Source organism: Proteiniphilum saccharofermentans (genome assembly GCF_900095135.1).
Lineage (GTDB): Bacteria > Bacteroidota > Bacteroidia > Bacteroidales > Dysgonomonadaceae > Proteiniphilum > Proteiniphilum saccharofermentans.
In genome coordinates, this window is sequence record NZ_LT605205.1 from 2,853,686 (window position 1) to 2,868,858 (window position 15,173).

Sequence of the window (15,173 nt, forward strand, 5' to 3'; positions counted from 1 at the left end):
CGATGGAAAATCAGCAGTCATTAGACAGACATCTGCTCCACGTGATCAAAGCATCTGCCGGATCGGGCAAAACACACCGTCTGACAGGTGAATATCTCCGTTTGCTTTTTTCAGCGCCAAACAATCACCGCCATATCCTGGCCGTAACCTTTACCAACAAGGCGACCGATGAGATGAAGTCGCGCATCGTGGAAGAGTTGTACCGGCTGGCTTCGGGTGCAGACTCCTCTTATCTGGCGGAACTGATGGACGATTTCTCCATGCGTCGGGAAGACGTCCGCACAAAAGCAAAAACCATCTTAGAAACTATTCTACACGACTATTCATCTTTCTCTATCAGCACCATCGACCGTTTTTTCCAGCAGACCATGCGCACTTTTGCCCGTGAGACCGGTTTGGCGGGGGGATATAATATCGAGTTGGATGAGACCTCCCTGCTGACCGAAACTATCGACCTGATGCTTTCCGAACTGGATAAACCGGAGAACAAGACGCTGGCGGAATGGCTCCTCCGATTCATGCAGCATAATATAGAAGAGGGGAAAAGCTGGAAGATCGACCGGCAGGTGTTGGATCTGGCAAAGCAATTGTTCAACGAGACATATAAATCGTTTACCGATGAGGAGCAGTCGACCATTCAGGATAAGGAACAGCTCGAGGCCTACAAACAGATGCTTATGCGTATCGCAAAGAGCTACGAGAATGAGGTGAAATCGGTAGGAGTAAAGGCGCTCAGCATCATGCAGCAATACGGATTATCGTATGACGACTTCAAACACAAAAGGAATTCCGGTTTCCTGCTATTCACCAAACTGGCAGGTGGAAACGTGGAGAAACCATCCACACGCCTTATCGCATTGGCAGACAATATCGACCTGTGGTACAGCGGCAAGGAGAAAGAGAATGCCATCCGATCGGCTTACAGCGACGGCCTCAACGAATGTGTAAAGCAGATCATCTATCTTTCCGATAACGACCGGGAATACCAGACTGCAAAGCATCTGCTCCGTAATTTCTATACCTTAGGTATCCTCAACGACATCAAACAACGGCTGCGCAAACTGCAACAGGAAAACAATACCCTGTTTCTCTCCGACACCACAGAACTGCTGAACGACATCATTGCCGGTACCGACTCCCCTTTTATCTATGAAAAGACGGGCACCCGCGTCCATCATTATATGATAGATGAGTTCCAGGATACCTCGCGTATGCAATGGGAAAATTTCCGGCCGTTGATCGGAGAAAGCCTTGCCTCCGGAAACCTGAACCTGATCGTGGGCGATGTGAAGCAGAGTATCTACCGTTTCCGCAATTCCGACTGGCGCTTGCTCGAGGAACAGGTAAAAGAGGATTTTCAGGCCGGCAATATCCGGGAACACGTGCTGGACACCAACTGGCGAAGCGACGCACATATAGTGCAATTCAACAATGCTTTTTTCACGCAAGCCGCTGTCAACCTGCAAAACGATTTTAACACCTCCGCCGAAAGTCCGCAGCATACAGAAGGGGCTGGCAATAACGGGCACAACAGTGATACACAGATCACCAATGCCTACGCCGACCTCTATCAGCAGGTTCCTCTGAAAAAAGCGGACAGTGGCGGACAAGTGAGGATTACCTTTCTGAAGGATGATAAGGAGACAGACTGGAAAGCAGATGTGCTGGAGCGGCTGCCGCATGAGATCGAAGTGCTTCAGGACCAGGGGTTCGCACTGAAAGATATCGCTATAATAGTACGATGGAACCATGAAGCGGTGCAGGTCGCTGATACGTTGTTGTCCTACCGCGAACAACACCCGGAATCACCTTACCGTTACGACATTATTTCCAATGAAGCGCTTCTTGTCCGCAGTGCCCAAAGCGTGAAAGCCATCATCGCACTGATGCGCCATTTCCGGAACCCGAAAGATGAAATTTGCAGAATGATGGCAATCTACGAATTCTACCGGTTTCAACGCCGCTCTTCTCCGGACGAGGCCCTACAGTTCTATCGTGAAGAGGGTCGCGGCGATTTCCCCGACGAGATAAAAGGTCATCTGGGTGAACTGGTATCCATGCCTTTCTACGAAATGACCGAGCATTTCTTCACACTGACAACCGATGCATTGGATGCCAAAGAGAATGCCTATGTACAAGCTTTTCTGGATATAGTACTTAAATTCAAGGAGAGTGCTACTGCGGATTTAAACGACTTTCTGGACTGGTGGGATGAGACCGGCCACAGGAAAGCGCTTTTTTCGCCCGAAGACCAGGACGCCATCCGGCTGATTACCATCCACAAATCAAAAGGGTTGGGATTTGGTGCTGTGATCATGCCATTCGTGAGCTGGGGTATGGACCACAATACATATCATAACGATATTATCTGGTGCAAACCCGGATCCGTACCGTTCAACACTTTGGGTGTTGCGCCGCTGAAATACGGAAAAGGACTTGAAGACACCATCTTCAGGGATAGCTACCTGGAAGAAAAACGGTTTACCTATATCGACAACCTGAACCTGCTCTACGTGGCATTTACCCGTCCGAAACACCGGCTCATCGCTTTCGCCCCCATCCCCCGGAAACCGGAAACCATTTCCGATGTAGCAGATCTCTTATGGAGAAGTATTACCGACACTGCTCCCCTACCCGCTTCGGTGTTAACCGGCCACACCGCTTCCCCGGAATCCACAAATCCAGCGTCTACGAACCCCGGTCATCAAAGAGACTATATTCCCCTAAACGAATATTTCAATGAGGGTGAAGTTGAATCTGTTTTTGAATATGGCAAACCGGAAACAGTACGGAAACCGGAAAAAAAAGCGGTTGCGGACAGCGATAAGACAGGGAAATGGCAATCGGTTCCTTTTGGTGACCGGCTACAATTGCGATTCAATTCCATTGGATATTTCAGTGACGATGGCAGTCGCGATTATGGCACGATGATGCACGACATTGTAAGCAATGTGAAGACCCTGGAGGATATTCCGCAGGCAGTAGAACAAAAGGTCTCCGCAGGGGAGTTGGCAGAAGAAGAAAGGGAAAATACGATCCATCGGTTGACAGAGATCTTATCCCGACCGGAGATCTCAGACTGGTATTCCGGCAAATATACCGTACTGAATGAGACCCAGGTGTTACATCCCGATACCGGATTCAGCCGCCCCGACCGGGTAATGATCGGCCCCGACGAAGTAATCGTAGCCGATTACAAATTCGGAGAGCTGGAAGAGACAAAACATATCCGTCAGGTGCGTCGTTATATACAACATATACAGGAAATAGGCTACGAAAACGTATCGGGATACATCTTTTACGTGAAACAGGGAAAGATCGTGGAATGCCCGTTGTCAGGATGAAGGGAATAGGGGCAAATACTAGGGAAAGGGTATTTCTTCAATAAGGGCTCACTCTTAACTTCACCAACCGACCGTCCATTGCGGAGACAAATAATTCGTTACCGTCCGTCGGCAGGATCATATTGATGAGTCCGTTGGAAATACGGTACTTCCAGAGAAACGTACCATCAGAAGCGCGGTAGGCATAGATCAGCCCCTTATCGGTAGGCGCATAGACGACTCCGTTTTTCTCCACCACCGGCGTAGGGGTAAGTTCATAGCCCATATCCTCTCCCGAAGAGATCCATTTTACCTGCCGTGATGGTACAGTCGCGTCAATAGCAAGGATATTCCCATCCATAGTCTTGGCGTAGACAGTATTGCCGTCTTCCGACATGCCGATTGACTCACGCACCCTGTTTTCCGGATCATTATAACGCCATATCACTTCTCCTGTCACCTCATCCAAAACGGTCATATACCGGTCGGGGGATGCCAGGTAGATCCGTCCATGCGTGGCAACGGGCACCACCTGTGCAGGAGACAGCATCCGGTTCGAGTATCCGCTGTTCCATATCCAGCGTGGTTTTCCGGTTTCAATATCGAGGGCATAGAACTCATTGCCCCAACTGCCGAAAAAGACCACTTCATCTTTTACAAGCGGACGGGTCACCACGAAGTTCTTCACACTATCAAACTCCCAAAGGAGCTTTCCTGTCGAGACATCCCATGCCCGGCAGTGACCGTCTCCACCGGCGAGCATCACCTTGTTTCCGGAACAGGCGGGAGAAGAAACCACTGCTTTATCGTTCTCCAGTTTAAACCGTTGTTTCCCGTTTTGCAGGTCCAATCCATAAAGAAACGAATCGGAGGAAGCGCACCATACGGTGTTTTCATATACGGTAGGAGTGGAATAGATCTTTCCGTCGGTTGTATACGTCCATACCGGTTGCCCGTTACCGGCATCCACGGCTTTTATTTCTCCCGCGGTATTGGTGTAAAGCAGTTTTTTCCCGGCCAGAACCATGCCGCTACCCATATCGCTTTTTTCCTGTACACTCCAGACTTCGGAAACATAGCGATGATCGTGGTTAAAAGAATAATCGGGACGAGGCGGATTGATCTCCCATTTAGGCCGTTGTCCTGCCGGGTAGGTAAGCCAGGGAGCAAGTGTCTCACCTGAAGCCTTGCGTTCCTGCAAAGTAATAGAATCGGCATCCACAGTGATAATAGTATATCCTCCATACTCTTCTTTGGCCCGCAGGTTAGAGCGGCACATCGCCGCATTGATTCCTTCGAAATTCATTGCCCGGTTGGCATGCCCGTGTCCGCACAGCATCAGTTGTACATTATAGGGCCGCAGCGCATCCATCACTTCGAACCAGTTATTCAACCCGTTATCCATAGGATAATGGTTCACATAAATAACAGGCATATCGGTATCGGTTTTCTCCAGCTCTTCAAAAAACCAGGTGAGGTTCTCCCGTGGTATCTGCCCCGGTCCCATACGCATATTGGGACCTGATGCCAGTCCGAGAAACTTGTAACCGTTATACTCAAAGCCGAATGTTTCATTGCCGAAAATCCGCAAAAAATCGTTGGTTCCACTTTCTGACCAGTTGGAGTCATGATTCCCGGGAATTGTATAGTAAGGAACGTTCAGACTATCCAGCATCGTTTTCGCTGTATGCAGTTCATCATATGAACCGAATTCGGTCACATCTCCCGATACAATCACGAAAGTGATATCTGTAAGAGAATTGATGTCTCTTACCGTACGCCGGAGATCTTCATTGTTCTCAGGATTGCTGACATGTATGTCGGTAACCAGTGCAAACCTGAAAGGTTGTGAAGGCCGGGCGGAAAGCAACAGGCTGATGCCTACCGCCAGACAAGACAATACCCATTTCTTCATCTTACCTGTTATTGATTGGTTAAACTCTTATTGCCGGGATTTAAAATATTCACTGAAGAAGAGCACCTGGTATTTCACCGCATTGCTCCAGTATTCCCAGTTATGTGCTCCGGGACGGGTAATATAATCGTGTGGTATGTTCCGATACAGCAGTTCATCATGCAGCCGCTCGTTGACAGCGAAAAAGAAATCTTCCGTCCCGCAATCGATAATTATCTTTAATGCATCTGGTGTCAACAAATGCAATAGTCCCATGACGGTATTTTCCTCCCATCTTTCGGGATAATCACGTTGTGAACCAATCCGTTTGGCAATATCCCAGTTGTTGGGAAAGGGACGAATATCCACGCCGCCGCTCATACTTCCACATGCGCCGAACACATCCTGATTCCGGAAAGCCAGGTAGAGCCCGCCATGACCTCCCATGCTCAGGCCGGTAATAGCTCGTCCTTCACGCGAAGCAACGGTTTTGTAATTGTTATCCACCCATGTAATCAGCTCTTTTGATACGAATGTCTCAAACTGAAACGCCGGATCGACAGGACTATCGAAATACCAGCTTCCGAAAGCGCCGTCGGGACAGACAATAATCACTCCATATTGATCAGACAATTCCCTGATTTGAGGCACTTTATTTACCCATCCGTCATATCGGTCACTATAACCATGCAACAAATAGAGAACCGGGAAAGTATTCTCCCCGTCATACGATTGCGGTTTAATGACAACCGTTTTGATTTCCTTTTCCATTTTTTTGCTGAAAACACTTACCGTATCGACCGTTGCAGGAAAGACTCCTACAACGAATAAGGCTAATAGCAGGGGAATAAGCACACACCGTTTCATTGTATCATTATTATTAGAACCAAGAATCAAGAGCCAAGAGCCAAGACTTATAAGTGAAGAATTAAAAGTGAAAAGTGAAGAATTAAATAATAACTTCTCAATTTCTGAACTTCTTGACTTCTTTTTTATTATTCATATTAGCACATTCATCACATTGGCACATTAACTCCCCAAAGATACAAAAAACAGAAAAAGATATATCCAATTTTAGAGTTCAAATTACTCCAGGTTCTATTCCGACAGATTTAGCTCTCTCCTTCTTATCGGAATATTTTGTCAGGATCAACGATAATGCGCCGTCGCTCGTGATATTATGGGTTGTACCAAAACTATCCAGCAAAGCAAAGATAGTAATCATCAGGGCAATTCCCTCTTCACCTATTCCCAGCACAGCCTGTATCAGCCCAAGTGAAGCAAAAAGTGTTCCTCCCGGGAGTCCCGGTGCAGCCACACCAAAAATGGCAAGAAGCGGAATAAAGAGAACCATTTTTTCGATGTCCGGCATCGTTCCGTTTAACAGATACGACACGGCCAATGCCAGAAATACGATATCTAAAACAGATCCGGGAAAATGAATATTACCCAGCAGCGGAATAGAAAAATCCCTTACTTCCGGCTTCAACACAGGGCTTTTCCGGGTCTCTTCGATAGCAACGCCCAAGCTTGCTGCCGACGATTGGGATCCTAACGCGGTCAATACTACCGGTCCGTAATATCTAAGCACCTGCCAGGGATTCTTGCCTGAGTATATCCCCGCCGAGACATACAGAAAGGTGAGCCATGCGGCATGGCAAAGAATTGTAATCAGAATGATCAGTAAAAAAACAGGTAATCTTGATACTAAATCTCCTTCATAGGCAAACACACTGAAATTTGCCGCGATAAAAAAGGGAAGAAGGGGGATCAGCACTCTTTTAACCATAACAAATACGATGTCCTGAAACTCGTATAATGCATTCTCTATTTTCCGGGATTTTGTCAAAAGTATCCCTATACCTACCAGAAAAGCCAGTACCAGTGCACTCAAAACCGGCATCAAAGGCGGAATATCCAACCGGAATATCATCTGTGGAAGCACTTTTGATACTTCATCATCCGGTGTAATGTCGATCAATGGTATGGTGTTGTAACCAACTAAGGCCGCCAACACAGAACTCCCGACACATGACAGGTACGCTAAAATAAGCGACAGCGTGAGGAGCTTTGAGGCATTACTTTTTAGACGGGTAATGGCAGGAGTTATGAATCCGAAAACAATCAGGGGGATCAGAAAAAAGATGATCTGTCCCAATATATGCTTTATCGGGAGGATGACGGCGATCACTCCTTCTGTGGCGAATCGGCCTATCACCAATCCGGCAATTACCGCCAGAAATAAACGGACACTTGTATTTGAAAAGATTTTTGTCATTACTGTTTTTAATTATAATTGATGAAATGAGAATAATAAAACTATCTTCACCGGATGATTTATTTTGCAGTTACTCCGTGTATGAATGCAAGTATTGCACTGCAAACTGTACCATTGCTCCCACGCCATATTGCAGCGCATCTTCATCCAGATCGAAACGGTCATTGTGATGTTCCGCTCCGCTGCCGAGTTCATCGTTTTTGATGCCGACAAAGAGAAAAACGGCAGGGGCAAGTTCGCTGTATCTCGCAAAAGTTTCAGCCGCATACCAGATATGCTGATCTCCGGAAATAACTTTATCGGAATATATATCCTTTATGGCATTGCGGGTAAATACCGTCAATACCGGATCATTGACTACCGGATTCAAAGCAACCCCCATCTTATCATGAAATGTAACCGTACAATTGTGTGCCCGTGCAATATCTCCAGCCACTTTCCGCAACAATTCAAATCCTTTTTCTCCTTCTTCTTTGTCAAAGAAACGTATTGTACCCCCAATATAGACCGAATTGGGAATTACATTGTAGGTTTCCCCACCCTGTATTTGTGTAACGCCCAATGTAAGGGTCTTGGTGATGTCACGCTGATTGTTCCAGGCTATTGAAACTCCGTTTAATATATTTGCAGCGGCAAAAATCGGATTGATCGACAAATCAGGGCGGGCAGCGTGTCCGCCTCTGCCAATTACGTCAAACGCAATGGTTCCTGTACCCGCCATAATCGGTCCTTCCTGAATGAAAAGTTCTCCCGTATTCAATTTGGAATTCAAATGATTACCATAAATCGCATCAATCTGCAAAGGTCGCAATGCCTCTATCATTGCATGAATACCGGAATTAGTCTCCTCCCCCTCTTCAAATATAAATACTATTTTACCTGTGAGCTGGTCTTTCAAATCGTTGAGGATTTTAATACTGCCAAGCAGGATAGCCATATGTCCATCGTGTCCGCAAGCATGAGAAACACCCTCATTTTTTGATATCCACTGTTTTCTCTGTTTTAAATTGAACGGATTTTCTTCGATAGGCAAGCCGTCGATATCTGTCCTTAATCCAATAGTTCTCCCGGGACGGCGGGTATCCAATACAGCATAAAACCCCGTCCCTTCTACTTTTGTTACGGTCAACCCCAGTTTCTCTACTTCTTCCTGAAGAAAACGACTGGTTTCGAATTCCTGGGCGGACAATTCCGGACGTTCATGCAAATAACCTCTTATCTGGCGCACATAACTGTCTATCTGACTTACTTTTTCCAGAACAGCTTCTTTTTTCACCGTCTCTTGTGCAGAGATGGAAAACCGGGAAGAAAAAATGAATGCCACTATTATTATCATTCTACAGAATGACCTTTTTCTTACTATTTGTTTCACAATACTTTTTTTTCGTCAATTATTTGGTGAATTTATTTTTTTACCCGGTAATCCAGGGCAGGAGCACGATCTCCAAGTAAAGAAACATAGGTAAAATCTTTTCCCCTTCGTTCTTCAAATTCCGCTTTGGCCGCTTCAATCAATTTTGGATTGGTATACAGGTCGATAGCCGTAAGAGAAAATACCTTCGCCGCGTTCAATAATGCTTTTGTACCGATGGTGGATCCACCTGAAGCCACATTTTGCCAGCTATGTCCTGCACTGCCGGGAATAAATACAGCTGTCCTGAAACTGATGGTAGGTACGACCCAACTGACATCGCCTACATCGCTGGAGCCGCCGCCCAAAGAGGGTTTTTCTTCTTCCAATGGTTTTATTTCCTCTACTTCTTTCAATGTGCTTATATCGCGGTTTAATCCTTTTACTATTGCTTCTGCAAATTCCCTCTCGCGTTCATTATACGCAATGCCTCCGACTAATTCGAGGTTTTTTTGTACTAATTCCGCGAGGCTCACATTATGCAGTCTTTCGTAAAAACCGGATATGATCTCGCTCGTCACGGTTGTCTGTGTCCCTTTTGCCGCTCCTTCCGCCGCCTGGCCGACCCATTCCGTAAGTTCCTTCAAAATTTCCCTTTTCGGACTGCGGATATAATAGGACACTTTTGCATAATGAGGCACTACATTGGGCGCTTCCCCTCCATATGTGATAACATAATGAATACGGGAAGTAATGGGGATATGTTCACGTAAAAGGTTGACCATATAATTCATTACTTCTACGCCATCCAGCGCTGAACGTCCCTTCTCAGGACTACCGGCTGCATGTGCCGCTACTCCATGGAAAGTATAATCTACCATTTGTATTGCCGTACCGCTTCCCACGCTTACCCCGTTGTTCGTACCCGGATGCCAGTCGAGTACCACATCTACACCATCAAAAAGGCCATCGCGAACCATATATACTTTTCCTCCACCGCCTTCTTCGGCAGGCGTACCGAAAACTTTAATCGTCCCGGCATGTCCATTACTTACGAGCCATTCTTTTACAGCAACAGCTCCTGCAACCGACCCAACGCCAAATACATTGTGTCCGCATCCATGCCCGTTGCCTCCTTCTACCAATGGTTTCAAATAAGGTACCGTATCCTGCGACAAACCGGGGAGTGCATCAAACTCAGCTAAGATTCCAATAACGGGGCTTCCCGTTCCGTAAGTAGCGACAAAAGCGGTAGGCATACCGGCGACTCCGGTTTCCACGTCAAACCCTTTTTCTTTCAGATGACCCTGTAAAAAACCGGAGCTTTTATATTCCAAAAAGCCTAATTCGGGATTAGCCCATATTGTTTTTTGTAACTTATCATACGTATTGAATGAATTGTTTAAATACTCTATTGAAACATTGTTCAACGGATTCTTTTCACGTTCTCCCTGTGCGTAAATATTCGAAAAAACAACAGAAACACACAAAATAAGGAATACTACTTTTTTCATATGATTATTTTATTTTTTTATTTCGGTATATGGAACCTTTGATATTTAAAATAATCATTCTCTTTGGGTGTTTAATGATTATTTTAAACATGTCGGTTTCATACAATTAAAATCTTTAGACACAAGAATCAAGAGTATACTAATGTGCTAATTTTATTAATATACCAAACAACGTTCAACAGAACGAAGTGTAATTAATGTGTCAATTAAATTACTAATTATTAATTTATCAATCGCACTAACTCATTACTCTCATTATTCTCAATTCTCATTAAAAAATCTTTTTTACTCCGGCCATGCGGCAATAAAAAGTCCCCAGTCAAAATCAGGATCATACCGGGTTTTCCAATTATCATAATAAAAACGACAAAACGAACGGATAACGTATCCGTCTTGGTTATGATCGGTTATATCGTATGGGTCGGCTAAAATAAGTATGTCATCTTCTTTCGTTTCCGTCCCCATCGTATCGTAACCGATTACTACCTGCCAATGCCCTTCCCATTCGTTGGTGCCGACAATGACAGGAATATTGCGTTTCAAATAATCAGGGAATAAATTTTTTGGAGTATCTTCCTTTTTCTTATAGTCGAATGTAGAAGCATATCTAAATCCTCCGACCGCGTCGAAAATGCTCAACAAATGCCTCAGATAAGTGGTATCCTGGGCAGTACCCCGTAATTCTTTCAGAATTTTCTCATTGTAATTCCCCTTTTTACCGAAATGTTCCAGTACCATCAGCACACATGCAGGACCACAGGTGACCTCTGTAGCCTGTTGGATCGTCTTAAAATTCTTCAACAGCACAAGGGTTCCCTCACTTTCCATATTGTAAAAATCATAGGACATGAAGTAAGGCGAATTTTTGATATCCAGCCTTCGTTCTGATTTTGCCGCCCCGTCCAACGGTAATACGGAGTCGTGTGAAATTTTATGTACATCCGTATAATCCGAAAGTATATATTCCTCGTTTTGAAATGATACAGTCTTTTCATTGACAGTTGATCCTGTACAACTGCCTACGGCAAAAACAATACATAAAGCAGTAATAATTATATTGATCTGCATATCATTTCTTTTCATCCTTTTTTTATCTAAAGTTCAGGAAGCTATCCGGCAACGATACGGATATTTATTGTTTCAGATATCTATCGAACCATCCGGTAATTTCTTCCAGCCTTTTTATTCTGCCTGACGGTTTGCCCGAACGGGATAGTCCATGGCTTTCGTCCTTGAATATTACCAACCGTGTAGGAACTTCAAAATATTGAAGGGCGTAATATATCTGTACTGCTTCCACCAACCAGCACCGGTAATCTTCTTCGCTATGGAGGAAAAGAGCAGGTGTTTTAATCCGGTCGGCATATTTCAAGGGAGACCTGTACCACAACAATTGTCCGTTTTTCCATATATCCGTTCCCCAATAATTGTACAGATAAGTATGGCCGATATCGCTTGTATTACTATGGGTTAACCAGGAAGATATCCCTCTCAAAGAAGCTGCCGCCTTAAAGCGGTCGGTTTGTCCGATAATCCAGTTGGTCAGCAATCCCCCATAGGAACCGCCCGTTATGCCCAGACGTTCCACGTCGATATAATCGAACTGATTCAAAACAGCATCTGTAAAATCCATCAGGTCATTATAATCTGCCACGCCGATCTTTCCCCTTATATCCGAAAATTCGGAGCCACGTCCACTACTACCTCTCGGATTGGTATAGAACACCGCGTAACCCTGGTTTGCCCAATACTGCATTTCGTGAAAGAAAACTGTTCCGTAAGCCCCTCTCGGCCCTCCATGAATTGTAAATATACCCGGGTACTTTTTCCCTGGCTTATAATCGGCGGGAGGCAATATGTAACCATTCAACTGCTTTCCTTCTTCATTGGTGAAAGTTATCTCAACAGGTTTAATTATTTTATACCCGTCAAATAAAGGCTTGTTGACGGAGGTCAGCGGAGTAACATTTCCTTTCTCATCGATAGCATATATTTCACTGCCGTATTGCTCCAAAAGCCCTATGATAAGAAATCCATCCTTATACGGCAGATATTCCTGTACGGTGATATTGTCAGGGGTAAGAAAACGGACGTTTCCGTCTTTGTAGGCAAGGTGTATCAAGGGAGCATAGTCCACACGGGTGGTTATGAAGCGGATACCGTCTTTGTCAAAAGTAATCTCAGATCTTCCACCGCCCCCTATGTCCGTATTCACACTGTTTCCCAAAGCATATACGGATCCATCGTAAATCTCAGTAAGTTCTTCCGTACGCAAATTCAAACGGTAAATACCTCCATTTTCTATCCTGTCGCGTTCCAAACCGCGGTTGATGGTCAATACGATTTCATCGTTGCCAATGAACTGATAACTGCCGTAAGAGGCATTATCGAACAATGCCCATTCTTTTTTCTTCAGCGTATTCACATCCAATGTAACCAAACTGTTACCTTGCGGCGCCTTACCATAATAAGCGGCCCGGGTAGTATATACCAGTGTTTTTTTATCGGGACTTAATTCCGGGGAAGAGGCCGATTCCAGGGTGTCGGACAGGAGTGTAATCTCTCCTTTGTCATAATAAGACAAATGGTTGCGCAGCCCGCTTACATCCCCGCGTCCATCAGCCCAGAAGGGCAGTTCGTCAAAAATGCGGTAAGCCTCTTTTGCTTTTCGCTGCTTCTTCAATGCTTCCTGATGGTCTCCGTTACTTTCTTTCAACAGAAATTCAAAATGACGGTCGTATGAAGAAGTATAAAAAAACCGGTCGTCATCTATCCATTTAACCTGCCCTACCCTAAAAGGTAAACGTAACCATTCCTCCGCTTCCTGATAACCTTTGCTCAGTTTCTGAAAGACGGTCAATGGTTCGCCGTTTCTTATCTTTTCCCGGTCTTTATCTTCACGCACATCGCGAAAGATAATTCCGTCGTCATAGAAAAAATAATCGGATACATTTCTGGCGAGTCTGACAGGTTTACCCTCTATCAACTGATAGAGATCGCTTACGCTGTTACGGTTGTTCTCCTTATCCGGCTGACTGACAATAAAGAATATCTCCCCGTTTTTTTCTTTAAGATTTGAAATACTCTTGACTTTTGTAAAAAAATCAATGTCTACGGCTTTTTTCTCACCGGATTTATCATTGCCTGCATATACGGCAAACAATGATAACGTCAAAGCCAGCGATAAACTTTTAATATATCTTTTCAGCATAATGTATGAACAGGTTATTGCGCTTAAATAGTTTCTCCCGCATATTGAGGCTCATGGGCCGCATAAGGATTTATCCCCGTTTTACTCTCATCATAGCCATCGTAGCCCCAATTCTGCCATAACCCGTCGGGATTGATATCACGTTGTGTTTTGGGAATGGGAAAACGGTAATGTTTCAACTTGACGTTTTGCTTGCCGTATCCGGGATCAACATAACCGTTACTTACGGCATCACGCAGGGTTTTTAGGTATATACGCCAGCGGATAAGGTCTGTCTTCCGGTTCTGTTCGTAGGTAAGTTCAAGAACGCGTTCCTGCTGTATTTTTGTTTTGAAACCCTCATAATCCAATCCGGCGGGCAGGTCGTCGGCGGAAGGAACTGTCAAGGGATGCCTGAACGCCCGGCGCCTGACCTGATTAATAGCTTCGTAAGCCTCTGCATTGGGAGCTCCGTTCAATTCGTTAATAGCTTCGGCTTTCAGCAGCAATACCTCCGCGTAACGAATAATCGTACGGTTGATATCGCGCGTATTAGCCGATGAGACCACATCCGTAGTGTCTATATATTTACGGTAACGGATACGCTCGAACACAAAAACACTGTCACCTGTGGGATCGTATAGTTCTTTTGCGTAGGTTCCTTTTTTACGCTGGTCGCGGTCATCGAAATCATCATACCATCTGTTTGTCGACGGAAACACGTGCGGTAAACTCGTGTTCGAAAACCCATTGGCAAACGAGCAATGTACAAGGTGATTGCCGCCGTCGCTGGCGCTTGCCTGCCCTTTTATATGTTGCGTGGCGAAAATACTTTCCTTGCCATTGGGTATCGTCCAATTGTCGAGGAAATCTTCCTGAAGCTCGTAATCCGTTACCAGATCGGCATATTTTACCGACTCGCTGAAATAGTTTCTTTGAGTTGCGGCATCTGCCGTAGGAGAAGTTTGCCCCCAAACCAGGTATACTTTTGACAAATAAGCGTATGCGGCGCCTTTGGTGGCGCGTCCCTTGTCGGCTGCAGCATATTCATTGACACGTGGCAGCGATTCGGCTGCGTCTTCAAGATCCCGGACAATCTGCGCATATACATCATCAACTGCAGCACGGGTAGTATTCGACCCGTCAATATTATGCAATACCAAAGGCACGTCACCCCAGAGTTGAACGAGATAGAAATAATAGTAGGCGCGAAGGAATTTCGCTTCCCCCACAATACGTTTTTTCAGATCGGAAGATACGTTTGGGGATGGTTCCACCTTGTCAACGACATCATTGGCACGGGTTATGCCATTGTATAAAGCATTCCATACACTGTTCACATAGCTGTTGGTGGGATCTATCGATAAAATTCCCAAATAATAACCTCCACTGTTAACGTTCTCTGCGTTAACTTCTTCCTCCGAAGTTAAGTCGATCAGGTATCCCAATCCTGTACTTATTCCCACATTGGGCTGATAGGCAGCATTCACCAATGTAAGCGCGTCGCCGTCGCTTGCAGGAAAATTACCATCTGCAAGTTGTCCCACAGGCGCTAAATCCAAATCGCTGCACGATATAAAAGCAACGGATAATATGATTGATAATAGGATGATTTTTCTCATT

9 protein-coding genes are annotated in these 15,173 nt (G+C 45.2%); 1 reads left to right on the forward strand and 8 read right to left on the reverse strand.

The genetic code is table 11. The annotated features are described in order from the left end of the window. Positions 1-2 precede the first annotated feature (2 nt). Positions 3-3,344 (forward strand): UvrD-helicase domain-containing protein, encoded by a 3,342-nt coding sequence (locus PSM36_RS11150; protein ID WP_076930960.1) that lies wholly within the window; start codon positions 3-5, stop codon positions 3,342-3,344. 37 nt (positions 3,345-3,381) lie between these two features. Here PSM36_RS11150 and PSM36_RS11155 read toward each other — a convergent pair whose 3' ends face one another. The 8 genes from PSM36_RS11155 to PSM36_RS11190 all read right to left on the reverse strand — a co-directional run bounded on the left by PSM36_RS11155 (position 3,382) and on the right by PSM36_RS11190 (position 15,172). Next, on the reverse strand, positions 3,382-5,238 hold the full coding sequence (locus tag PSM36_RS11155) for an outer membrane protein assembly factor BamB family protein (RefSeq protein WP_076930961.1): 1,857 nt from the start codon (positions 5,236-5,238) through the stop codon (positions 3,382-3,384). Between the two features lie 27 nt (positions 5,239-5,265). After that, entirely contained in the window at positions 5,266-6,084 is an 819-nt protein-coding gene (locus PSM36_RS11160) for an alpha/beta hydrolase (RefSeq protein ID WP_076930962.1), read from the reverse strand. Between the two features lie 214 nt (positions 6,085-6,298). Continuing rightward, positions 6,299-7,495 carry a cation:dicarboxylate symporter family transporter gene (locus tag PSM36_RS11165; protein WP_076930963.1) on the reverse strand — a complete coding sequence of 399 codons (1,197 nt, stop codon included), beginning with the start codon at positions 7,493-7,495 and terminating at the stop codon, positions 6,299-6,301. A gap of 70 nt (positions 7,496-7,565) precedes the next feature. After that, positions 7,566-8,831 carry a M20 metallopeptidase family protein gene (locus PSM36_RS11170; protein WP_083711029.1) on the reverse strand — a complete coding sequence of 422 codons (1,266 nt, stop codon included), beginning with the start codon at positions 8,829-8,831 and terminating at the stop codon, positions 7,566-7,568. A 68-nt stretch (positions 8,832-8,899) separates the two neighbouring features. Beyond that, the gene (locus PSM36_RS11175; RefSeq protein WP_076930964.1) at positions 8,900-10,360 is read right to left on the reverse strand and encodes an amidohydrolase; all 1,461 of its coding nucleotides are present in this window, start codon (positions 10,358-10,360) and stop codon (positions 8,900-8,902) included. Between the two features lie 285 nt (positions 10,361-10,645). Further along, positions 10,646-11,443, reverse strand: coding sequence for a C39 family peptidase (locus PSM36_RS11180; RefSeq protein WP_076930965.1), 798 nt, complete (start codon positions 11,441-11,443; stop codon positions 10,646-10,648). A gap of 49 nt (positions 11,444-11,492) precedes the next feature. Next, positions 11,493-13,571: an alpha/beta hydrolase family protein gene (locus PSM36_RS11185; RefSeq protein WP_076930966.1), complete on the reverse strand. Its 2,079-nt coding sequence runs from the start codon at positions 13,569-13,571 to the stop codon at positions 11,493-11,495. Positions 13,572-13,594: 23 nt separating this feature from the next. Then, the gene (locus PSM36_RS11190; RefSeq protein ID WP_161947568.1) at positions 13,595-15,172 is read right to left on the reverse strand and encodes a RagB/SusD family nutrient uptake outer membrane protein; all 1,578 of its coding nucleotides are present in this window, start codon (positions 15,170-15,172) and stop codon (positions 13,595-13,597) included. Between the last annotated feature and the right edge of the window lies 1 nt (position 15,173).